The organism is Acinetobacter johnsonii ANC 3681 (genome assembly GCF_000368805.1).
Lineage (GTDB): Bacteria > Pseudomonadota > Gammaproteobacteria > Pseudomonadales > Moraxellaceae > Acinetobacter > Acinetobacter johnsonii.
Map to the genome: position 1 here is coordinate 377,317 of NZ_KB849703.1, position 24,133 is coordinate 401,449.

Consider the following 24,133-nt stretch of genomic DNA (forward strand, 5'->3'; position numbering starts at 1 on the left):
TCAGATGTAAATGACTTTTTGAACTTTTTTTAGGAAAATGTGTGCAAGCTTCAGCAGGACGTCCCAAGGATTTAGAAAAACGGCAACGTATTTTGGAGGTGGCACGTCAGTTGTTTTTACAACATGGCTACCACGGCTCCAGCATGGACCATATTGCCAAGGAAGCGCACGTCACCAAACTCACGGTGTATAACCATTTTCAGGACAAAGCCAATCTGTTCAGTTGTGCAATTGAGGAAACCTGTGAAAAGCTGATGCTGGGTCGTTCATTTCAATTGCAACGGGCCGAAGACTTTGTGCCCATGCTCGAACAGATTTGTGCACTATCGATGCATATTATTAACCTACCTGAGGCCATCAAGCTGGAGCACCTGCTATTACAACTAGCCGCTGAACAAAACCCATTGCTAGAGAACTTCTATAAAGCCTCTCACCTCAAAATGCGGGCGATTTGGGAACAGTTCTTCGACCAAGCCCAAACCTTAGGCGTTCTTCAGTTTAAACAGGTCAACGAGGTCATCACCTTATTAATGTCTCTGCTGTTTGGATATCGTCACCAAGAAATGTTATTGGGGATGAATGAAGTGCCAAATGCCAAACAACGCGAGCAACTGATTCAAGAGGCTATTGCGATTTTTTTATTAAAATACCCCATACAAAAACCGTAAGATTCAGTTAATTAGTTTCATTTTTTAACATTAAATTCAAGCACTTGCCATCAATAACCACCTTTATTTTAAAACAATCGCTTGCCCTAAGTGGTTCATTTGCTTCTAAATTCAGCAATTAATCCCCTACTTTTGTCTGCCCCTACTTGGATTGTCATCGAATCGGGGTATAGTCAAATTAAGAACAACGAGGGAATAATAATCATGATTCAACAAATTGATGCTCCACTACGTGAAGATGTCCGATTACTCGGCAACCTATTGGGTGAAACCCTCAAGGAGCATGCAGGACAAGATTTGTTTAATCAGGTCGAGCAAATTCGGGCCTTATCCAAAGGGGCACGGGATGGACAAGTTGAAGCCGAGAAGCAGCTGGAACAACTGTTTTTCAGCCTTGAAGATGATGAAATTCTACCGCTGACACGTGCCTTCACCCACTTTTTGAACTTTGCCAATATTGCAGAGCAATACCATGTGGTCCGTAGCCGTCGTCAAAGTGAATTTGATGAGACCGCACCCTCTCCAAATCCGCTCGACCACCTCTTTGCTAAATTTAAAAATAACGACATTTCAACCGATACGCTGTTCCAGCAAATCTGTGATTTAAATATTGAACTGGTTCTGACCGCTCACCCCACTGAAGTTAGCCGCCGTACCCTGATCCAAAAATATGATGGTATCAACGATGCCTTATTTAAAATGGATCAGCAAAAATTGACCCCTCGTGAGCGCCAAACAGTCCTTGAAGACTTAAAACAACTGATCTGTTCGGCGTGGCAGACCGATGAAATCCGTCAACACCGTCCAACCCCAGTCGATGAAGCGAAATGGGGCTTTACCACCATTGAGCAAACCTTATGGAATGCCGTACCGAAGTTCATGCGTGAACTAGACGACATGGTGATTGAGCACTGTGGGCAACGTCTGCCTTTACATGTGGCACCTGTACGTTTCGCTTCATGGATGGGTGGTGACCGTGACGGCAACCCAAATGTGACACACAACATTACTCAAGAAGTCCTGTGGCTATCGCGTTGGAAAGCGGCCGATCTTTACTTACGTGACATTGAAGACTTGCGTTGGGAACTGTCGATTCAAAGTTGTAGCGATGAACTACGTCAAGCCTTGGGTCAAGACCATCCTGAACCCTACCGTGAATATTTACGTGATACTCGCGAACGGCTGAAAGCTACGCGCCATTGGCTCGCAGAAAAACTGCGCGGTGCCGATGCCGATGACAGCTTGGTGATTAAAGCCAAAGATGAACTGTTACAGCCTTTACTGCTGTGTTATCGCTCTTTAATTGCCAGCAATCTGCCTGAAATTGCCAATGGGAAACTGCTGGACTTTATCCATCGGGTGAACTGTTTCGGGATTGAACTGCTGAAACTGGATATTCGCCAAGAGTCAGGACGTCATCGCCAAGCGATTTCGGCCATTACTGAATATTTGGGTCTGGGTAATTTTGAAACGTGGACCGAACAAGCACGCCAAAACTTCTTATTGCAAGAACTACAAAGCAAACGTCCGCTGTTGCCCAAGCATTTAAATGAACCTGCGCAAAGTTTAATTGAACAACCCGAAGTACAAGAAGTGTTTGCCACCATGCGTACTTTGGCGGCGCAGCCTCAAGAAAGTCTAGGTGCCTACATCATTTCGATGGCTGAATATCCAAGTGATGTGCTGGCGGTACTGCTTTTGCAAAAAGAAGCAGGGATCCAACATCCTCTACGTGTGGTGCCATTGTTTGAAACATTAAAAGACTTAGATGGCGCGGCAGCCACCATGAATACCCTATTCAATATGCATTGGTATAAACAGCATATTCAGGGCAAACATGAAGTCATGATTGGCTACTCAGACTCGGCAAAAGATGCAGGTTTTATGTCAGCCAATTGGGCACAGTACCGTGCGCAAGAAGAGTTAACCGCGATTGCAAAAACGCATGGCGTAAAACTCACACTATTTCATGGTCGTGGCGGTTCCATCAGCCGTGGCGGTGCGCCAACGCAACAAGCCCTGTTTTCACAGCCACCCGGTTCGATTTCAGGTGCAATTCGAGTCACTGAACAAGGTGAAATGATTCGCTTCAAGTTTGGCTTAGAAGGCATTGCGCTGCAAAACTTAGAGATTTATACCGCTGCCACTTTAGAAGCCACCTTACTTCCACCGCCCGTCCCAAAACCTGAGTGGCGCGAGTTGATGCACAGCATGACCGATTTGTCGGTACAAGTGTATCGTCAGACTGTGCGAGAAAACCCGCACTTCGTAAAGTACTTACGTACAGTCACGCCAGAGCTTGAACTGCAAATGTTACCGCTTGGCTCACGCCCTGCAAAACGTAAAGTCACTGGCGGCATTGAGTCCTTACGTGCCATTCCTTGGGTATTTGCGTGGACCCAGATTCGTTTGATGCTACCCGCTTGGTTGGGTACAGGCGCGGCAATTAACCAAGTGATTGATCAAGGACATAAGACTACCTTAGATGAAATGCTGGTGGCCTGGCCGTATTTCCAAACCCTGATTGATATGTTGGAAATGGTGCTCTCAAAATCTGATGCTCATGTAGCGCTGTATTATGAGTCGCACCTGACTGATGATGAGGACTTGAAAGTGCTCGGTGAACATCTGCGTCAGCGCTTAAAGTATGCGGTGCAAACCCTGTTAGCGCTTAAAGGTGAGTCTAAGCTTCTCAGCAGCAACGAAGTTTTAGATCAGTCAATGAGAGTGCGCAAACCGTATTTATTGCCTCTGCATTTACTCCAAGCAGAGTTAATGAAACGTCGCCGCCGTTATCTAGAAGAGCGTCAGGAAACAAATACACCTGTAGATCATGCACTTATGGTAAGTATCGCTGGCATTGCAGCGGGTCTTCGTAACACAGGATAAAGTTTTAAGCCCGCTCCATTTAAAGCACATCACTATGATGTGCTTTTTTATTGAACGCATAGTCAAACCTTTTATAATTTTTTTTATCAATCCAATCATAAATATTTATGAATAAGCGATTGGCTAAATTTACCAATTAAACCTTGATTTATCATTATTTTTAAAAATATAAATTTTTACCATGTGGTAAAAAGTTCTGAAAAGTCATAAGATTAGTTTGAACAATTTTTTGTATCACTGATTAAATCTTCTAAAAAACAAGAGTATGATGTGCACAATTTATCTTTAGAGTGCTCAAAAAATGTCCAATTGGTTTCCCAAATGGCGCTCGTACGAAGGCAATATCGATGCACGTCCTGTTGGCACAAGTGAATATCTCCCTGCTTCACAAAGTGCAATTTTAGGTGTGCAGCATGCCTTTGCCATGTTTGGAGCAACGGTTCTTGCACCTTTCTTGATGGGCTTCGATCCCAACCTTGCCATTTTAATGTCCGGGATTTGTACCATCTTGTTCTTTATTATGACGGGTGGACGTGTTCCAAGTTATTTAGGTTCAAGTTTTGCCTTTATTGGGGTCGTGATTGCAGCAACGGGCTATACCGCATCGGGCACAGGCGCACTCAATCCAAACTTAGCTATGGCGGGCGGCGGTATTATTGCCTGCGGCGTGCTCTATACCTTGTTTGGTTTTATGGTCATGGCAACGGGCACCAAGTGGATTGAAAAACTGATGCCGCCTGTGGTGACAGGTGCTGTGGTGATGATTATTGGTCTCAACCTTGCCCCAGTGACGGTCAAAGGCGTTGCGGGCAATTCCTTTAATATGTGGATGGCACTGGTTACCGTATTATGTATGGGCTCGATTGCCGTCTTTACTCGTGGTTTATTGCAACGTCTCTTATTATTAATTGGTTTGTTACTGTCTTACTTGGTCTATTTCATCGTGACCAATGTTATGGGCTATGGCACAGCGATTAATTTTACCCCGATTCAACAAGCCGCTTGGTTTGGTTTACCGACTTTCCATGCGCCTGAATTTAATGCCAATGCCATGATGATCATTGCACCAATTGCGTTAATTTTGGTGGCAGAAAACCTCGGTCACATTAAAGCCGTGAGTGCGATGACCGGTGAAAACCTTGATCCGCACATTGGTAAAGCGTTTGTTGCCGATGGTGTCGCAACGACATTAGCAGGCGGTGTCGGCGCACCAGGCATGACCACCTATGGTGAAAACATTGGAGTCATGGCAGTCACACGAGTTTACTCGACCATCATTTTTGCCATCGCAGGTGTGTTTGCCATTTTCTTGGGTCTGTCACCGAAATTTGGTGCCATCATCCATACCATTCCGACCGCGATTTTAACCGGTGCGTCGATTGTGGTGTTTGGTTTGATTACCATCGCGGGTGCAAAAATTTGGATTGAAAACAAAGTCGATTTTTCACAGAACAAAAACCTGATGGTCGCAGCAGTCACCATCATTTTAGGTACAGGTGATTTTGCCTTACAAATTGGCAACTTTAACTTGGGTGGTATTGGTACTGCTACGTTTGCAGCGTTGTTCTTAAACTGGTTCTTCAGCTTAGGGCAAAAAGATTAATCTATCTGATATTTTGATTATCCATTGTTGATCGCAGCCTTCGGGCTGCTTTTTTTGGTCTAATGCTCTGACTCCTATTACACCTAAAGGGATGCCTCAAAACGCAAAAAAGACTAAGATAAAGCAACATTTTCCGCTTTGACCCAGCCATGCGCCTTGATTTTTTTGATCTGCAATTGTTTATCAATATCCTGAGTACAGGCAGTCTGACCAAGGGTGCAGAACGCTCCGCCATTTCTTTACAGGCCGCCAGTGAGCGAATTAAAAAATTAGAACACCATTTTGAAGTCAGTTTATTTACCCGCCATGCAACTGGGGTAAAAGCGACCCTTGCTGGACAAACCTTTGCGGAACATGCGCAGCACTTACTGCAACAACAGCAACAATTACAACAAGCCATGCTGCCCTTTGCCCACAGTGCAACGAGCAACATTATATTGTGGTGCAACTCATCGGCGCAGAGTGAGTACTTACCGCATTTATTGCCGCAGTATTTAATGGAAAATCCGAAGCTCCATATTGAATTAAAAGAAGCCGAAACCAATGACATCATTCAGGCCCTCAGTACAGGTACGGCGCAGTTGGGGCTGATCTCCGGTTTTTTTGATGCAGGGCAGCTTGAAACTCAAGAGTTTGCTGAAGACCCGTTGGTACTGATCTGCCCAAGCCAGCATCCACTTGCCACTGCGGCTCAACTGGAGCTGGGTGAATTATTGCAACATCCGTTTGTGGGCCTCATGCAATATCACTCCTTACAACAGTCAATAGAAGCGCAAGCCAAACGCTTAGGCTGTGACATCCACTATCGTCTACGGGTGCCGAACTTTGCCGCGATTGCCCAAGTCGTTGCCAATGGCGTCGGCATTGCGATTATTCCCAAGCGGGCAGCCCTGCGTTTAAAAGCACAGTATGATTTTCAGCAAATTGAACTCTTAGGCAAATGGGCCAACCGCAAGTTGCTATTAGCAGCACGGTGTTTTGATCAGCTCCCAGTAGATTACCAACGCTTTAGTCAATTCCTCTTGAGCCAACATGACCAACTCAGTCCGCATTAAAGCCAGCCCAGTTGATGTAAAACCATATAACTGCCAAATAAGACTAGGCCCACAAAAAACACCTTACGAAAGGCTTGCTCAGGGATGCGGTAGCGAATTTTGGTGCCCAACCACATTCCGAGTAATGCAGGCAGCAGTGCGATCAACGACAGTTGATAGTCAATTGGGGTATCTTCAACAGGATTCAGATGTAAATATGCAGTTAGACACAAAGTTGAAACGGTAAAGGCAAGGCCGAGCGATTGCACTAAATCATCCCGTTTCAAATGCAAAGACTGCAAATATGGTACTACGGGAATCACTACCACCCCTGTCGCCACCGTCAAAGCACCGCCCAAATAGCCCATGATCGGTGATAAATATTTTTCATACGGGGCTAAGTTGGGCATGTTTTTGGCAAACAAACCATATAGACCATAAATAGCCAGCATCCCGCCCAACAGCGCTTCACTTTGAAATTCGCCATGTCCGAGCGTAGGAAAAACACTCCAAACTGAACCAATGATCATGCCCACCAGCAACGGCCAAAAGCGTTGTACCAGTCGCATTACACGCCCTTCTGCAAACAATTGCCAAAAGTTCGTGACCATGGAAGGGATAATCAGCAAAGTTGCCGCTTGAAATGGGCTAATCACCAAAGATAAAAGCCCCATCGACACGGCGGGCAAACCCAGACCAATGGTGCCCTTAATCATGCCTGCGACAGCAAAAACAAAAATAACAAAAGCAAGCATGACGCTTCTCTCTAAACACTTAGCGCCATGCTATAAAATTTAAATCTGGACTCATATCACTGTTTTTAGAAGTAAGCCTCAACCAAAGATTGAGGCTTACTGGAAAGAATGGTCTGGACTCAACTGTTATTGAATCCAGATGTGATGCGGTGTGATTCTGCTTAGTATTTAAAATTTAAGCTGAAGCGGAAAGTACGTGGATCGCCCCAATTGACCAATTGCGCATTTGGCGTGGTGCCGACTAAATACTCTTTATCAAACAGGTTTTTTACACTGAACTTTGCGCCCCAATTTTTCGCCTCATAACCGGCACTGACGTCATACAGCGTATAGCTCGATAGTGGCACATAAGAAGTTCCACGTTGTGCTGTACGCTCGCCTTGATAATTCGCACTGGCACCAATATTCCAGCCCAGTTGCTCATCCGCAAAGAAGTATTGGGTTGATAAAGAGGCGGCATTTTTAGGCACATGGTTAATTCGTTTGCCGATATCATTGGTGGTGGTACTTTCTGTCGTTTCCGCAGTAGGAATATAACTATAGGTTGCGGTCAAGTTCCATTGATCCGTCAACGCAGCGGATAACTCCGTTTCAAAGCCCTTGGTTTTTTGCTCACCGATTTGTACAGAATAACCCAGGGTAGAATCCGACTCAGTCACGTTTTGACGGGTTAAATCATAATAAGCCACATAGCCTTGCAGCCGTTGATTCAGCCCTTGGAACTTAACCCCAACCTCAAACTGCCCTCCCTCTTCAGGGTCCAATAGTGTTCCACCAGCGCCAGTGTCGCTCACAGGAAAGAATGAGGTTGCATAACTCACATAGGGCGCGAACTTATCATTGATTTGATACATCAAGGACGCATTACCCGTGAAAGCATTGTCCGAGTTTTTCAGCGTCGTATCATTGAAAAGGTCATCGACTTCGACCTGTGTCCAGTCATGACGACCCGATAAGCCCAAGATCCAATGATCATCAATTTTAAAATTATTACGCAGGTATACGCCCATATATTGGGTATCTGTAATTTGATGTGATTTGGTCGTGGTCGCCTTTGCGATAGGCGTATAGATCGGATTATCCGCATCAAATGGAGTCTTCACTTTATCACTTCGACGTTCGTAATCACTGCGTTCATGCATCATGTCCAAACCAACCATCAAATCATATTGGGTTTTGCCCCAATCAAAATGACGCGACAAATTATGATCCAGCGCAAAATTCACATCGTCTTTAATCTGTCTTTCGACATTTCTAGAGATTTCCGGTAATGAAGCCCCATTTGTGGCCAATACAGGATTGTTATCTGCATCGGTTTTGGTGACCGCAAAATTTTGTTTAAAGGTCCAGCCATTATCAAAATAATGCGCATAGTTCGAACCTAAGCGTAAAACATCGACCGTATTGCTTAGATTCGGCGCGCCAAAAAATAAGGTCTGTGAATAGTTTTTATAAGCGCCATTGCTATAGGGAATCCCCTGCTGGCGAATAAAATCCCGATGCTGATAGCTGGCAATCACAGACAGTTCGTCTTTTTCACCTAAGTCAAAATTATAAGACGGTGCAATATAATAATTTTTATAATAAACATAATCGGTTGGATCATCTTGGTCAGAGGCATGACCCACCACACGAAACGCCCCTTTTTCGCTATCATTTGGCGCATAGTTGATATCAAATGTGCCATCCACAAAGGCATTGCTGCCATAGCTTACACTGCCACGATAAGAAGTCTTTGCCTCAGGACGTTTGGTGGTTAAGTTAACTAAGCCGCCCGGCAAGGCAAAGCCAAAACCAGTCGATGTCGGCCCTTTGACAACCTCAATTGACTGTAAACCACTGATGTCTTCTGAACGTAGGGCATTATCAGAAGTTTGAATACGCAAGCCATCGACATAGGTCTGTGCGCTGGAAACCTGACCACGAATAATAAAGTCATCCCAACCACGGCGACCATACTGTCCTGCGGTGACCCCCGCTACACCCTGCAAGGCTTCAGACAGTGTTTTTGCTTGTTTCTGTTCCAGTTGTTTTTCACTAATCACGCTGATCGATTGCGCAGTTTCAAACAGCGGTGCATCTGAACGCAAAACAGCTGATGCAGTTTTTGCTGCATATGCCTTTTTTGCATCTACATCTTGGGCTTCAAATTGCAAAGTCGGTAAAACTTGGGATGATGCTGTTTCCTGTGTCTCGCCCTGAGCAAACGCTGCTGTAGTCATCACGGCCAGAATGGACAAGCTCAAAGAAGAAATATGAAAACGCATAACATCGATCAACAGACAGAAAGAATGCCAATTATAATCATTTTCATTTGGAAGCCTATTTATTAATAAAATTTAACAATGAATTTAATTGTTAAACCTCATTAACATTATTAATAAGCACTTTAATAACTCAGCCTAAAAACACCATCGGCTTTAGGTTTCATGTGTTATTGGACTGTTTTGATCAATAAGAGGTATCCAAAACTCAGCCTTCGCTTTCATCCACAGGATCGGTTTTATATTGATCTTCCAGCACATTACTGAAAATACTTTCAATCATCCAGACACGATACAGACTATTAAAGACATAGCTCTGCCCATCCACACGCAGTTCAATCACGGGAAAATCAGGCTGGGACTTCATTTCACAGAGCATGTCATTTTCTTGAAGCTTGGCTTCCACATCTTCGGTGATCAATGCTGCAATTTCCAATTCTTGCATCAGTTGATCAAAATGCGATTTAAAGGATAAATCTTTGCCTTGGGTCCAAACGGCTTTCAAAATCCGATACATGGCATCAACGCGCTGCTCTTCAGGCACGCTATAAAATAACTGCGCCATCGCCAAAGTGGCTGCTTGCGTCGGACGGCAAAACGGTGTGAATTTGATTTCTGTCCGTTTGGATAAACGCGTTGCCAAACTCCAATCAAACCCGTCTCGACCGTGATAACTGAGCGGGTAGACATTGAGCTGAATATTATAATAATCGGCCAGTTCTTCTTTAATATAAGCCAATAACAACCATGAAATTGGATCTTCCAACGCAACGTATAGGTCTAACTCTGGATCGAGCGCCTGAATTTCATTTAACTCTTCAGCATCACTAATCAAATGCTCACGCCAATCAATATGATTGATCAAAAAAATGGGGTTATCGGTAAATAATTTTTGTTGTTTTAAACGACGCGTTAAACGCAGCAGATCATCGACGGCATGATACTGACGGTCACCGAGCTGGAAATAACTGGCCAGTACCGCATCATCATTAAAAATACGTTCTGGAAAATGTTGCTCTTGATGGTGACGGCTGGCCATCGCATATAAGGTGCGCAGCTTACCCTCTTGTTTTTGCCACAGCATGTGAAATACATCTTCCAGCAAGTACAAAAAGTCCTGCCCACGCAGCGGCGTATGCCGCAGGATGGTTTCCGCTTGGCTCAATGCCTCTGGACTGGGTTGTTCTGGCGTTTCATGAAAGCTAAAACGGTGCTGACGCGACAGAATTTTGGCATCATTTAAACAATAAGTTTGCCATTCCAAAGCCGACATTTGGTTCGGCGGTTCAGCAGCCTGACTTGAAATGACCACCTTCAATGGCTTCAGTTCATCCGCTAAAATTTCTTCAATTTGTGGTAACTGCTGAACTGCTAAATAGCTATATACATCGTCGAGGCGTAAATGAATACTCAAGCCTTGTTCTGTAGAGACGACCGTTTGACGAATCGGTTTTTGATAAAACCAACGCGATCGAATCGGATCGAACCATCGACGCAACAGTGACATGAGCAAAGCCTCTAAATTAAACCCTTGAAAGTACTACAGGGGTTTATATCAATTCACAGCAAAATGATCAATTAGACATCTAAATTTAGATCAGTTACCGCGCCTTTTTCCGCACCTGTGGTCAGTTTTGCAAACTTGGCCAAAGCCCCATAACGATAATTCGGTTGCGGTTTCACCCACGCGGCTTGACGCGCTGCAATTTCTTCTGCCAAAACATGCCACGTCATTTCGCGGGTTTCTGCATTGATCGAGATTTTATCGCCATTTTGCACTAAACCAATTGGCCCACCTTCATAGGCTTCTGGGGTGACATGTCCAATGACAAAACCATGACTACCGCCAGAGAAACGACCATCGGTGATCAGCGCTACTGATTTGCCCAAACCTTTACCAATAATCGCTGAAGTCGGTTTCAGCATTTCTGGCATACCCGGCCCACCTTTAGGCCCTTCACCACGAATCACCACCACCTCACCTGCTTGAACTTCACCATCTAAAATGCCACGCATCGCGCCAATTTCACCTTCAAAGACACGTGCTGGCCCCTCAAAGTACAAGCCTTCTTTACCGGTAATTTTAGCCACAGCACCTGTTGGAGACAGATTACCCTTGAGCACCACCAGGTGAGAGTCTTTTTTAATCGGGGCGTCGAACGGTAAAATAATCTGCTGACCTTCTGGATAGTCTTCAACCTCAGCCAAATTTTCAGCCAAGGTCTTTCCAGTGACCGTTAAACATGAACCATCGAGCATGCCAGCATCGAGCATTCGCTTCATCAGCGGTTGAATACCCCCAATCGCAATCAGCTCAGACATCAAATATTTGCCAGATGGACGCACATCGGCCACCACGGGAATATCTTGCCCGATACGGACAAAATCATCCAAACTCAGTTCAACTCCAGCGGTATGTGCCATTGCCAGTAAGTGCAGCACACCATTGGTCGAACCACCCAAGGCAATCAGCACTTTAATTGAGTTTTCAAATGCGGCTTTGGTCATAATGTCGCGTGGTTTCAGGTCTAAGCGCAGTAAATTCATCACCGCTTCACCTGCTTTTTGACAGTCGATCCGCTTGTCATCCGAAACCGCTTCTTGTGCAGAGGAGCCCGGCAAACTCATGCCCAAGGCTTCAATCGCAGAAGCCATCGAGTTTGCAGTGTACATGCCACCACATGAACCCGGACCTGGCAGCGCCACTTCTTCAATCTGCTTGACTTGAATAGCACTGATTTCACCTTTGGCGTGCTGACCCACAGCTTCAAAGACAGAAATCATGTCGGTATGCCCTGCGCCCGGCTTGATTGTCCCACCATAAACAAACAAACCCGGACGGTTTAAACGCGCTAAGCCCATGATACAACCCGGCATATTTTTGTCACAGCCACCAATCGAGATCACCCCATCATAGGCCTGACAGCCCACTACGGCTTCTATCGAGTCTGCAATAATTTCACGGCTCAGCAATGAATACTTCATGCCTTCGGTGCCGTTAGAAATACCATCTGAAATGGTGATGGTATTAAAAATAATACCTTTACCACCTGCTTGATTGACCCCTTTCTCAGCCTCACGTGCCAGTTCGTTAATATGCATATTACACGGCGTGACATTGGCCCAAGTAGACGCAATACCAACAAAGGGACGAGTAAAGTCTGAATCTTTAAAGCCTGTGGCACGCATCATGGAACGTGCGGGCGCATTTTCAATGCCTTCATAAACAGGAGCTGAATGTTCGCGGATATTGTCTTTACTCATTGTATTTGTCCTTAGCGATGGCTGCGTATTGCTCTACAGTCTTGGCAATTTTTTCTGTTTTTATTGTATAGAAAGCAGGCTAGACATAAAAGTACAATGAGACTTTTGAGTCAATCCCCATCAAGCTCTTCACGGTCTTAACATATTGATCTTGAATCCATCAGGTTGTTTGATACACGGAAAAGTCGTCCGCAACCTGCATAGCCGATTCAATGGGCGGTTTTTTCAAGGCATTCTTTTAGATGCAGAAAATAAACAGGTTTTGCGGACGACCAATGGTTTTGCCTACTTTTGCCGAAACAAAAGTAGGTCGAACCGAAGGTTATCAACTGCAATTTGAGAAACCTATTTTAAGACTCCATTGTGCTGAACCAATGACTTTTAAATAAAAAGCACCCCAAATGGAGTGCTTTTTCTAACCGGTAAAAAACTACCAATTAAATTTCACGTACTGCACCTTTAGACGCACTCGTGGTATGCATCGCATAAGCTTTTAAGGCTTTAGACACTTTACGTGGACGTTGTTCAGCAGGTTGCCAGCCTTTGGCTTCTTGCACTTCACGGCGCGCAGCCATCGTTGCTTCATCCACGGCTAAGTGAATGCTACGGTTTGGAATATCGATTTCGATACGGTCGCCATCTTCCACCAAACCAATTGCACCGCCTTCAGCCGCTTCAGGCGACACGTGACCAATCGATAGACCTGATGAACCGCCAGAGAAACGCCCATCGGTGAGTAAAGCACAGTCTTTACCAAGGCCTTTCGATTTTAAGTAACTGGTTGGATACAACATTTCTTGCATACCCGGACCACCACGCGGACCTTCGTAACGAATCACCACCACATCACCAGCAGTGATTTTTCCACCTAGAATCGCCTCTACCGCTGCATCTTGGCTTTCAAACACACGTGCGGTGCCGTTGAATTTTAAGATGGAATCATCCACACCCGCTGTTTTCACAATACAGCCTTCAAGTGCGATGTTGCCGTACAGCACAGCCAAACCACCATCTTGAGAGAAGGCATGCGCAGCATTACGAATCACGCCATTGTCACGGTCACCATCCAATCGTGAATAATAACGGTCTTGTGAAAATGCGGTTTGGGTTGGTACACCGCCCGGTGCTGAACGAAAGAATTGATAAACGTCTTCATCTTCAGTACGGATGATATCCCATTTGTCCAAAGCATCTTTTAAGGTTTTTTCATGCACAGTCGGTACAGAAGTATCCAGCAAACCTGCACGGTCCAATTCACCCAAGATCGACATGATGCCGCCTGCACGATGGACATCTTCCATGTGCACGTCTTGTTTTGCAGGTGCAACTTTACACAGCACAGGCACTTTACGTGACAAACGGTCAATATCGGTCATAGTAAAGTCAACTTCAGCTTCGTGTGCCGCTGCCAACAAGTGTAGAACGGTATTGGTTGAACCACCCATTGAAATATCAAGCGTCATGGCATTTTCAAAGGCTGCTTTGGTGGCAATTGAACGCGGCAACAAGCTGTAATCGTTTTGTTCGTAATGGCGTTTGGTAATTTCAACAATCAACTGACCTGCACGCTCGAATAATTTTTTACGATTGGCATGGGTTGCTAAAGTTGAACCATTGCCCGGAAGGGATAGCCCCAAAGCTTCGGTTAAACAGTTCATTGAGTTTGCAGTGAACATGCCTGAACATGAACCACAGGTTGGACAAGCTGAACGTTCGTATTCAGCCACTTCTTCATCAGTAAAACTATCATCTGCTGCGACAATCATGGCATCAACCAGGTCAATCGCGTGTTCATTGCCACGAATTTTGACTTTACCTGCTTCCATCGGCCCGCCAGAAACGAACACTACAGGAATGTTTAGACGCATAGATGCCATCAACATGCCCGGGGTAATTTTGTCACAGTTTGAAATACAGACCATCGCATCTGCACAGTGTGCATTGACCATGTATTCCACCGAGTCTGCGATGAGGTCACGTGAAGGCAATGAATACAGCATGCCATCGTGGCCCATCGCGATCCCATCATCCACTGCAATGGTATTAAATTCTTTAGCTACGCCGCCTGCCGCCTCAATTTGACGAGCCACAAGTTGACCTAAGTCTTTTAAATGAACGTGACCCGGTACAAATTGAGTGAATGAGTTGACTACCGCAATAATCGGCTTACCAAAGTCCTCGTCTTTCATCCCCGTTGCGCGCCATAAGCCACGCGCACCAGCCATGTTTCTTCCGTGTGTTGATGTTTTTGAACGATAGTCAGGCATTGTACTTTTCCAACATAGTTGTGCTTGAGATGAATGTCCACATTCACTCTGGCTAAAATCTGAGTTCTGAGAGTGTCAAACTGTCAAAAATTTAAACATAGCATATTCGCATCCTGCGTAAATCTCGTTTTGAGGCATCTCGACCTAAATTATCGAAGGCAGTAAGTTTGCGCGCTACATTTTAACCGATGAGCTGACATTCAATTGCATGTGGAAACTACTATAACCCTTTCACTCACCTTGCAATACAAAACTTCTATGAATAATTTTTAAATTTTGCATGAGTTTTATTTATATGAAATACAAATTTTGAGCGATATGCTATCAAGGATCCTTTCGCTATTTTTTGAATAAAACTCTTACACATCATTCAGTTAGAACCGCTCTATCGGCTTTTTATGCAGGATAAATCTGTAGCTGCTCGAGTTTTGCTATAATTGTTTTAATCTTCTTCTTTTTCCGAGTATTTCTTGAAAATCATCTTTGCAGGCACGCCCGAATTTGCGGCTGTGGCATTAGACGCTCTCCTAAAAACAGAACATGAAATTGTAGCCGTCTATACGCAACCTGACCGTAAAGCAGGCCGTGGGCAGAAAATTACTGCTTCAGCCGTGAAGCAGTTGGCTTTAGCACATGATATTCCTGTGTATCAACCGCTGCATTTTAAGTCTTCAACCGAAGAAGGTCTGGCTGCTCAAGCTGAACTTAAGGCCTTAAATGCAGATGTGATGGTGGTGGCTGCTTATGGCCTGATCTTGCCGCAAGTGGTTTTGGATACGCCTAAATATGGCTGTTTGAACATTCACGGTTCACTGTTGCCACGCTGGCGAGGTGCAGCGCCTATTCAACGCGCAATTTCTACTGGAGATACCGAAACTGGGGTCACCATTATGAAAATGGCCGCAGGCTTGGATACGGGCGATATGATGTATAAAACCTACTGCCCGATTGAAGCTACAGATACCTCTGCAAGTTTGCATGACAAATTGGCACATCAAGGGGCCGAGGCGACGGTCAAAGTTTTAGCCTCTGAAAGCACACTGCAACACTATTTAGACAACCGCGAAGTGCAAGATGAAGCTTTGACAGTCTATGCACACAAACTATCTAAAGCTGAAGCGCAAATTGATTGGAATTCAACAGCGGTGCAAATCGACCGTAATATTCGCGCATTTAACCCATGGCCTGTCGCATTTATCGCACTGGATGAAAGCAATAATCTGCGCGTTTGGGGTTCGATGTTGTCTCAAGAAAATGCCCAAGCTCAAGCTGCAGGGACCATTTTAGCCATCGATAAACAAGGTGTTCATGTCGCTTGTGGCGATGAACACGCGGTGTGTTTAAGCTCTCTGCAATGGCCAGGTGGTAAACCCCTAAATGCCTTACAAATTTTACAAACCCAAAAACTGAATATTGGACAAATTTTATAATGAAACAATCTCCCCACGCCTCAGGTAAGACTCTAAACTTACGTGCTCAGGTTGTTAAAACGTTATTGGCTGTCCAAAATGGTCAATCACTGGCATCGGTGCTTCAGCAACACATGGCAATTGTGTCTGACAAAGACCGTGCCTTGTACCATGAATTAGTTCTTGGCTGTTTACGCCAATGGCATGCGCTTAAACAAGTGACTTTACCGTTGTTGACTAAGCCACTGGAAAACCAAGTCGTTGAAACCTGTTTATATGTGGGTTTATACCAATTGCTGTGTACCCGCGTTGCAGCGCATGCCGCGATTTCTGAAACGGTAGAAGCAGCCAAACAATTGGGTATGGAAAGCTTAAGTGGTGTGGTGAATGCTATTTTGCGCCGTGCAACACGTGAAACGGAACAATTCTACGATGTTTTGGAACAAGCCTCGAATCTGCCAAGTTGGTTAGCAAAGCGTTTGAAAAAGGACTGGGGCGAGCAACTGGCTGAAATCAGCTATGAGCTGAAACAAGTTGCACCCTTAACCTTAAGAGTGAACACCTTACAAGTCAGCCGTGACGAATATCTTGAAATTTTAGAAGATGAAGGCATTGAAGCCCATGCCTGTGAACTTTCAAATGTCGGCATTGTGCTGGATGACAGTCTGCATATCCCAAGCCTACCAGGTTTTGAAGTAGGTGGTTTTTCAGTACAAGATGAACATGCGCAACTCTGTGCAACCTTGTTGCCAGACTTAAATGGCAAATTCGTAATTGATGCCTGTGCAGCACCTGGCGGCAAGACAGCGCATATTTTAGAGATGTATCAGCCAAAAAAACTGATTGCGCTCGACCAAGATGAAAAGCGCTTAAAACGTGTCTCTGAAAACTTAGAGCGTTTGGCTTTAAATGAAAAGTATGTCGACATTATCACTGCCGATGCTGTGAAATGGACATCGCCTGAGCTTGCAGATTGTATCGTCCTCGATGCACCTTGTTCTGCCATTGGGGTGATTCGGCGCCATCCCGATATTCGTTTACTGCGTCAGTCAGGGGATATTGCCAAAACAGTACAGCTCCAAAAGCAAATTCTTGAAAATATGTGGCAACAACTTAAAGTCGGCGGCACATTGCTATACATCACCTGCTCGATTTTGAAAGCCGAAAATGAACAGCAAATGGTCGACTTCTTTGCTGAACATACGGATGCGAAAGAAATTAAAATTGATGCCGATTGGGGTGTTGAGCAGATTCATGGTCGCCAACTACTCCCACAAGTAGGGCGTGGCGATGGTTTTTATTATTGTCGCATTGAAAAGATTTAAAAATAAAAGGAGCTGAAAGGCTCCTTTTTTCATGTGTGTACTGATTGCAGTTGCTGCAATTTTTCTAAAAAGCGAACTGCGTTAAGTTAAAGTGTGCCACAGTTTTCCGATAAATAAGTGGCTTGATCCATCAAACGTTCTGCTGAAGCAAAAATCTCACGCGAATGATGCCAACCTAATTCATGGTACTCAGCAGCTGCCCAAACCAAATTCACTTCAGCTTGTGCAAGTTCTTTATAAGCACATTGAAACCCAGGCTGTGTTTTTATCGTTGCGGCACGCGTCCATAAATCACGGCGCATTAGTTGGGAAAACGGTAGCATTGGTGTTTCTACACTTAACGTTGCACGCTGATCTGCATATACAATCTCTAAGACCTGCTGATAGATCAGATCAATATTTTGACGCTTCGCTTTTTCACTATATTCATGGTCAGCATAACTCAGCCATGTTCGTGCTTTTTCTAACTGGTACTTGTCCCGTACGTCCGTCGCTTGCTCAATTGCAGTGTGCAATTGCTCATGCACCTGCGAAACTGGATAACTTGAACTAACAGGAACCTCTACAGCATGCGCCACCACCGTACCCAAAGCCGCAAGCCACAATACATGTTTAGCATAGTGTTTCAACATTATTTAGGCTCCAAGGCTTTATTGACTGAAGGCTTATTTTTGTTAAATAGGTTTTCGTCAAATTTGAAGCGGAAACGGAAATATGCACCATTCATCGTTGTATCACTATCGATCAGATCTTTATCTTGATAGCCCACAAAGTTATATCCACCTGAAACCCAAAGGTTCGACGCTAGTAGATAACCCACTTCAACCCCTGCCATCAACTTGGTTCCATCCGAAACACTGTTCCACATCACGCCAGCATTCACTCCTGCATCCCAACGCTCATTAATGTCGTACATAAAACGACTGTTGAGCATTTGAGTCATACCACTGGTTTGCAGTAGATCATAAGTTTCATCCAAATATTTAACCGCATATTGCCCAGATACATGCACCGAACGTGTTGGATGATAATTCATATGATGAGACATGATATAAACATTGCGCTCATATGGATCATTCAGCGTTGTTTCATTTTTCTCGTAGCGATATTCAATTTTGCTCAAAGAGTCAAAACGATTGGTTGCCAAATCACGATATGCAGCACCGACCTGAACACGGTCAATCACGCGATCGCCAGAATCTGCAGACTTATTGTCGGTAATATTCAAGACATTTTTAGCCAATAAGGTCACTTCGTCTGAATACTTGTACGCGGTACCTAAAGTATTTAAATAGCTATCACTTTGATTAGACCAACGCCCTTCTATACGTGCCACATTTTTCCAGCGTGGATTGTAAAGGTGTTCAAAGCCCAAAGTCGCAGCGGTAGACTCTAGTGAATCTTTATTTTCACCTTCAAAGACTTTTACTTTTTCAAAACTGGTATTAAAGAATAGCCCTTCTTTAAGCTGCCAACGATTACGCACACCCATCGCGGCTTCAGCTTCACGTGCGCTCATACCATCACGTACACGATATTCACTAAACACAGAGCCATCACGCATATATTCACTGTCTAAACCAAAAACGGTGGTATTACGTTTTTGCGTGTCATTGAGCTCGTATAATCCGCCTATACTTGAAATGAACTCATGGCGCGCATAGGCATGAATATTTTTATAAACTTGTGCATCACCACCTACAGCAAATACACGGCGGTCACTATCCGCGATGTCTTGCTCATATTCTAGGAAAGCACTTGAACCATCAAAAGGGAGTGCTGTTTTTAATTTAGCGCGCACAGTGGTACCGTCATATGGCGTTTCAACATTTTGGGTTGAAGCACTGGCTGCATTGGCTGACTCATTATAATAACGTGCACCCAGCTCTAAACTTACAATACGGTTAATCGCTTTCTCAATCGAAGCGCTCACGCCATGGCGAACACCTTCATTCACACTATCTTCAGTTCTTACCGCTTCAACACGTAAAATACCAAACTGATCTAAACGTGCATTAAGTTTGACTGCACTTTCTTTGCGCCCTGAACTGATTGAAGACGCTGCATTACGGAAACCTTCATCTGCTTGTTGATGGTAAGCACGTAAATCGACCTTGTCATTTTTGTATTCCAATTCAACGCGTGCCGCTGTGCCATCACCAGATGTGTCTGTACTATTTGACGCATTCACATCTGTCAATTGGTCAATGTTTAGGGCATCGTGGTCAGAATATGCATATTCCGCAATCAGTTTGGTCTTATCATTCCAATGAATGACGGTATTGGCACTGGCAATTTTCTCTTGATCCATAGGATCATCATTTTGAATATAAGAGCCACCCACCTTCACTTTGTCATTGAGTTTATAATGGCCATTCACGCCAGCAACGGTATATTCCTGCCCCCCTTGATCCGACTCTACCGTAATCCGTAGATAAACAGGATTCAGGTTTTCATCAATACTGCTCAACGGTGAGGTCAGGTAAATACTGTTGGTATAGGTATCTACTTGGTAGTCGCTGAAGCGATTTAAAGTACGCTGCGCAATAATCAAACCTGGATTGTTACGATCACGAACAATCACTTCCACCTTTTCACTATTTTCTAAAATATCGTCGGTATCAATACCTAAAGAATATGGGCCAGAAACCCCCATTGCACGTAATTCATTCACGATTTGCGTTGCATTGGTTCGTGCTGCAAAGCCCGAAACTTGGTAACGATCCCCTTCAACAGTTGACTTCAGACCTGTCAATGAACGGCTGTATTGACCCAGTGAAAGCCCTTCGTCATTTTCTGTACGTGTAACATAGTCCCCATACATGGCATAAGAACGGCCTTTATCCACACGGACATAAAGTTTACTGGTGGACTGCGCATCAAACCCTTTTGCCGATGCATCACCATACACGGGGTAATATTCATCTGGGCGAATATCACGGAATAGGCGCTGATTATTTTCTTTGCTTGAGTCATAAGCTAAAGTCAGTAAATAATCCCCACGTACCTTACCTTTCAGGAACAAGGCTGCACGACCACGAATGGCGGTTTCACCATCGCCTGAACTGGACAAATCATTCAGTTCTTCTTCAAAGCCATCTTGAGTCGAACTCTGTGATAAATTTTTTGGGTCGAATTTGTTCATTGCAAATGAACCTTCGATAATCCCCGCAACCAACATTGGGCGTAATTCTGCTAAAAAGCGAACTGGAACAGTCTGCTCATAAATACCACTACGAATACGCAGCACACCTGAACCTGCTTCTAATGGCGCAAGGACTGGGATCACCAGTGAGCCACCTTCAGCAAAAACTTGAATACCGGGCTTATCTGGATCTAAATCTTTGAGTTGAACCGTTCCCACCGATGTTTCTATCGTAATTGGGGTACGTGTTGCAACAGCCGTGCCATTGCGGTCAAGCACCTTAACAACAACTTGATAAACGTCTTTTCCATTGGCATAAACCACTTGTTCTACAGGCTGCGCAGTCAGTTGACTCATCGCATCTGGTGCGATTACTGTCACTTGCTGTTGGTCACGTAGATTGCCAAAGCTGTCGTACTGGCGAACTGCAACTGTGTTTTTACCTGCAAGCAGCGGCACACCAATAAAGTCTAAACCAGCAACTCCATGCTCTTGATAAGCTGCTTTTTTACCAATACGTTTTTCCGAAATTTGCTCATCATTCACAAATAAACGGATGTCGGTTCCTAAAGCACCCTTCACCTGAATGGTTGCTTGTTGAGCAGGTAGTACTTGCTGTTCATTTAAGTTCAAAATTGCAAGTTGGTTCGACTCAGAACGTTGTAGTTCTTGCTCTAAATCTAAAATCGTTGGTGTTTTAACTGGTTCAACTTGAACCGTTTTAACATCTTTAATCTGCTCTTTTTTATATTCAATATTACAGTTTGCCGAAGCCCCCGAAGCACTAATACAACCACTTGCAGGCTGACCTTGAACATCAGTCACATAACTGCTCTGTGCATCTACGTTTAAATCTTGGCGTAAGGTTTGCTCAAGTGCATCAAGTTGTGCATCAATTTTGCTACGGCGCGCTTCAATTTGTGTTGCCAACGCCTGACTACATTCGCCTGCGGTATCTGCAATCGCGAAATCGGCACGGTGCAATTCACCGCGTTTTAGGTCCACAAATCGGCTGGCTGGATCACCCGCTTGACGGTTACTGATCAGTACCAACTCAGCATTATTCGGTAAAGTGGTATTGTCGACTTTGAGGACATGGGTAATTGGTTTAATGCCATAGAAGTTATATTTCCCTTCACGGTCAGTGACCACAAAGTTACCATCTTCCATATAAATACGAACACCTGGAACACCAAGCTCGCCCGCATCTTGCACCCCATTACGGTTACAGTCAGTAAATACTTTACCCACCACGAAACCATCTGGACTAAATACCCCTGGTGTCACTTTGACTGCCGCTTGTGCTTCATTTGAAGTCGTATTTTTATTATCCTGCGCGTAAACACGGTTAATCCCATCGCCACTTAAAGCATTTGGCCCGACATACACACGGTATTGAACTTTCGCTTCTTGTTTCGGTGTCAGTGTACCTAAACCTAAAGTTAAATAAGGACCTTTGCCACCCTGTGGGTCGTTACTCTTTTGACCATTGACACGCGTGGTGCCTGACACATACACAAAGCCTCGCGGCAAAGTATCTTTCATATTGACGTCATACAGTGTTGAGTCACCCATATTGGCAACCGTCACCATATAATCTTTAAAGTCACCAATCTCAGCTGTTTTATCACCCACCACTTCTTTTTTAATGACCAATTTGTCATTAATTGGCGTCACAATATCAACTGGGTCGATTGGGATATCAATATTGAGTGCAGCATCACCTGTTTTTAAAGTAAAGTTTCCGCCATAAGACCATGATGCATCGACCACACGCTGATCAAAATTATTATAAATGGTTTTGTCACTGGTAAATTTATAGTGAGTTCCACCCGCAATCGTTGAGGTGTCGATATATAAGCTATAAGTACCATTTTCAACATAAGGGTAAATAAACTCACCATCACTATTGGTTACCTGCTTTGCAGGAATAGCAACTTTGTTCCCTGTGGTTTCATCTAGTTTATAAGCAACATTTTCAGCAGGTTTGCCATTAGCATCCAATAAAGTAACGGTTGCACCCGCAACAGGTTGATTGGTTTTGGCATCAAAAACCACACCATATGGATCAATGAGTACATTGGTATCTACATCACTAATACTGTTTGTGGAGTTACCATTTTCATCCAAGCAATCCGTTAAGCTAACAACCACTTGATCACGCTTAACCGTTTGTAAAATATTATCATTCTGCTGTGCTGTCGCAGACTCCTGCGTAGGTAATGAAAACCGGAATATGCCTGTGTTGATGCCAGTTTCAACACCCTGTACATATTCAATATCACCAGTTTTCGTCGATTGAACTTTGATTTTAACTTTTTCTACACTGCTGCGCGTGGCATTACACATGGCACTATTTGCTGCAATATACAACGGCTTAGTTAAACTGCCAGTCGCTAAAATATTAGAATAATCTTTGCTGTTATTAGTGATGGAAGAGCTTCCACCCACTGTGGTGACCACTTCATTCGACAGAGTCTTTTTAATATTTGAGACTAGGCCATGCTCAACACTAAAGATGTTGGAAATCGATGTATGGTTAATATTCGAGTTCATCGTCACAACCAGTTCGACCGTTTCAGTCGCATTGGCTGCTAACGCTTGCGGATAAGCCACCACTAAAGTGTTGATGAGTGATTTATCGTTCGGGATCTGCTGGGTAAATTTATCTTGGCCTAATGGATATAGCACTAAAGCTTTTGAGTTATTTGCTTTTGCTGATTTAAACGTGGTGTTGGTTGGTAACTCGTCCAATAACACCACAGCATTAATGGTTTGTCCATCGACCTCAATCGGCTTAGTACCCGAGTTGCGCGTAGAGGTATTTTTTACGTTTAAGGTATAAGTTAAATCGTAAGACTGACCCGCTTTTGGTTCGAAACTACTTTTATCGACAGCCTTGGTTGCCGTTAACTGAGGTAAAAAACTAATTAAGCCGTTAACAGCATCTGCAATAGCTGTTGGATCCTGAATGACATATGCACGCAGTGGTAAATCAACTTGTTGACTATCATTCAAAGAGCTCGATGAATCAGCGATGACCCATAGGTCAACTTTTTGACCGCTTTCTAAACTCAAATGCCCTGTCACCAATAAGTCTGAACGATCAAACTCACCATTTTGATTACTGTCGACATAAATTTTTATATTGGATAATTCTGGAACCGAATTTTTATCAATTGAAATATCGGCTTGTGTATTACTGTGATTAGTTAAAGTGTTTAACCAAATAACTTTTGCACCCGCATTGATTTCCTGACGAGCTGGTGAAGTCAGACTAATGACATATTGGGGATTAATCGTCACTTGAACAGTATTGGAAACGGCCTGACCAATCAAACCGTCCTTTTGTACAAAACTTGCATACGCAGTATTGGTGATATTTTGCCCAGCAGCAGGCATCACAGCATAAGCATGATTTACCAAAGCCATAGCGGTTGCTAAGCTTGAGAAAATGAGCTTGATCTTATGATTATATAGCGGCTGAACTCGTTTAATCACGAAAATACC

13 protein-coding genes are annotated in these 24,133 nt (G+C 44.1%); 6 read left to right on the forward strand and 7 right to left on the reverse strand.

Annotation, left to right across the window (positions count from 1 at the left end):
• Positions 1-41 precede the first annotated feature (41 nt).
• From F946_RS02120 to F946_RS02135, 4 genes are all read left to right on the forward strand, one after another.
• On the forward strand, positions 42-668 hold the full coding sequence (locus tag F946_RS02120; protein WP_004978429.1) for a TetR/AcrR family transcriptional regulator: 627 nt from the start codon (positions 42-44) through the stop codon (positions 666-668).
• 204 nt (positions 669-872) lie between these two features.
• Positions 873-3,557 carry a phosphoenolpyruvate carboxylase gene (gene ppc / locus F946_RS02125; protein ID WP_004978430.1) on the forward strand — a complete coding sequence of 895 codons (2,685 nt, stop codon included), beginning with the start codon at positions 873-875 and terminating at the stop codon, positions 3,555-3,557.
• Between the two features lie 301 nt (positions 3,558-3,858).
• Complete coding sequence (locus F946_RS02130; RefSeq protein ID WP_004978431.1) at positions 3,859-5,160, forward strand: solute carrier family 23 protein; 1,302 nt, start codon at positions 3,859-3,861, stop codon at positions 5,158-5,160.
• 149 nt (positions 5,161-5,309) lie between these two features.
• Positions 5,310-6,215, forward strand: coding sequence for a LysR family transcriptional regulator (locus tag F946_RS02135; RefSeq protein ID WP_004978432.1), 906 nt, complete (start codon positions 5,310-5,312; stop codon positions 6,213-6,215).
• On the opposite strand, the gene F946_RS02140 is transcribed toward F946_RS02135, so the two are convergent.
• The 5 genes from F946_RS02140 to ilvD (F946_RS02160) form a co-directional block, all read right to left on the reverse strand.
• Entirely contained in the window at positions 6,212-6,949 is a 738-nt protein-coding gene (locus F946_RS02140; protein ID WP_004978433.1) for a sulfite exporter TauE/SafE family protein, read from the reverse strand. The genes F946_RS02135 and F946_RS02140 overlap by 4 nt on opposite strands.
• A gap of 161 nt (positions 6,950-7,110) precedes the next feature.
• Positions 7,111-9,216: a TonB-dependent siderophore receptor gene (locus F946_RS02145; protein ID WP_004978434.1), complete on the reverse strand. Its 2,106-nt coding sequence runs from the start codon at positions 9,214-9,216 to the stop codon at positions 7,111-7,113.
• A gap of 205 nt (positions 9,217-9,421) precedes the next feature.
• Complete coding sequence (locus tag F946_RS02150; RefSeq protein ID WP_004978435.1) at positions 9,422-10,720, reverse strand: hypothetical protein; 1,299 nt, start codon at positions 10,718-10,720, stop codon at positions 9,422-9,424.
• A gap of 71 nt (positions 10,721-10,791) precedes the next feature.
• A complete protein-coding gene (ilvD, locus tag F946_RS02155; RefSeq protein ID WP_004978436.1) occupies positions 10,792-12,477 on the reverse strand; it encodes a dihydroxy-acid dehydratase in 1,686 nt (561 codons plus the stop codon).
• Positions 12,478-12,914: 437 nt separating this feature from the next.
• Positions 12,915-14,744, reverse strand: coding sequence for a dihydroxy-acid dehydratase (gene ilvD, locus F946_RS02160; protein WP_080632283.1), 1,830 nt, complete (start codon positions 14,742-14,744; stop codon positions 12,915-12,917).
• A 470-nt stretch (positions 14,745-15,214) separates the two neighbouring features.
• Here ilvD (F946_RS02160) and fmt point away from each other — a divergent pair, with 470 nt between their 5' ends.
• Together fmt and rsmB are read left to right on the forward strand one after the other, a co-directional pair.
• Positions 15,215-16,174: a methionyl-tRNA formyltransferase gene (fmt, locus tag F946_RS02165; RefSeq protein WP_004978439.1), complete on the forward strand. Its 960-nt coding sequence runs from the start codon at positions 15,215-15,217 to the stop codon at positions 16,172-16,174.
• Entirely contained in the window at positions 16,174-17,478 is a 1,305-nt protein-coding gene (rsmB, locus tag F946_RS02170) for a 16S rRNA (cytosine(967)-C(5))-methyltransferase RsmB (RefSeq protein WP_004978440.1), read from the forward strand. Before fmt ends, rsmB begins: the two co-directional genes overlap by 1 nt.
• Positions 17,479-17,564: 86 nt before the next feature.
• Here rsmB and F946_RS02175 read toward each other — a convergent pair whose 3' ends face one another.
• Complete coding sequence (locus tag F946_RS02175; protein ID WP_004978441.1) at positions 17,565-18,110, reverse strand: hypothetical protein; 546 nt, start codon at positions 18,108-18,110, stop codon at positions 17,565-17,567.
• Positions 18,110-24,124 (reverse strand): SdrD B-like domain-containing protein, encoded by a 6,015-nt coding sequence (locus F946_RS02180; protein WP_035326269.1) that lies wholly within the window; start codon positions 24,122-24,124, stop codon positions 18,110-18,112. The genes F946_RS02175 and F946_RS02180 overlap by 1 nt, the downstream gene beginning before the upstream one ends.
• Between the last annotated feature and the right edge of the window lie 9 nt (positions 24,125-24,133).

Coding starts and splice junctions, on each gene's coding strand:
- F946_RS02140 (WP_004978433.1), bottom strand. CDS start 6,949: ATGCTTGCTTTTGTTATTTTTGTTTTTGCTGTCGCAGGCATGATTAAG.
- F946_RS02150 (WP_004978435.1), bottom strand. CDS start 10,720: ATGTCACTGTTGCGTCGATGGTTCGATCCGATTCGATCGCGTTGGTTT.
- rsmB (WP_004978440.1), top strand. CDS start 16,174: ATGAAACAATCTCCCCACGCCTCAGGTAAGACTCTAAACTTACGTGCT.
- ilvD (WP_080632283.1), bottom strand. CDS start 14,744: ATGCCTGACTATCGTTCAAAAACATCAACACACGGAAGAAACATGGCT.
- ilvD (WP_004978436.1), bottom strand. CDS start 12,477: ATGAGTAAAGACAATATCCGCGAACATTCAGCTCCTGTTTATGAAGGC.
- F946_RS02145 (WP_004978434.1), bottom strand. CDS start 9,216: ATGCGTTTTCATATTTCTTCTTTGAGCTTGTCCATTCTGGCCGTGATG.
- F946_RS02175 (WP_004978441.1), bottom strand. CDS start 18,110: ATGTTGAAACACTATGCTAAACATGTATTGTGGCTTGCGGCTTTGGGT.
- F946_RS02135 (WP_004978432.1), top strand. CDS start 5,310: ATGCGCCTTGATTTTTTTGATCTGCAATTGTTTATCAATATCCTGAGT.
- F946_RS02130 (WP_004978431.1), top strand. CDS start 3,859: ATGTCCAATTGGTTTCCCAAATGGCGCTCGTACGAAGGCAATATCGAT.
- ppc (WP_004978430.1), top strand. CDS start 873: ATGATTCAACAAATTGATGCTCCACTACGTGAAGATGTCCGATTACTC.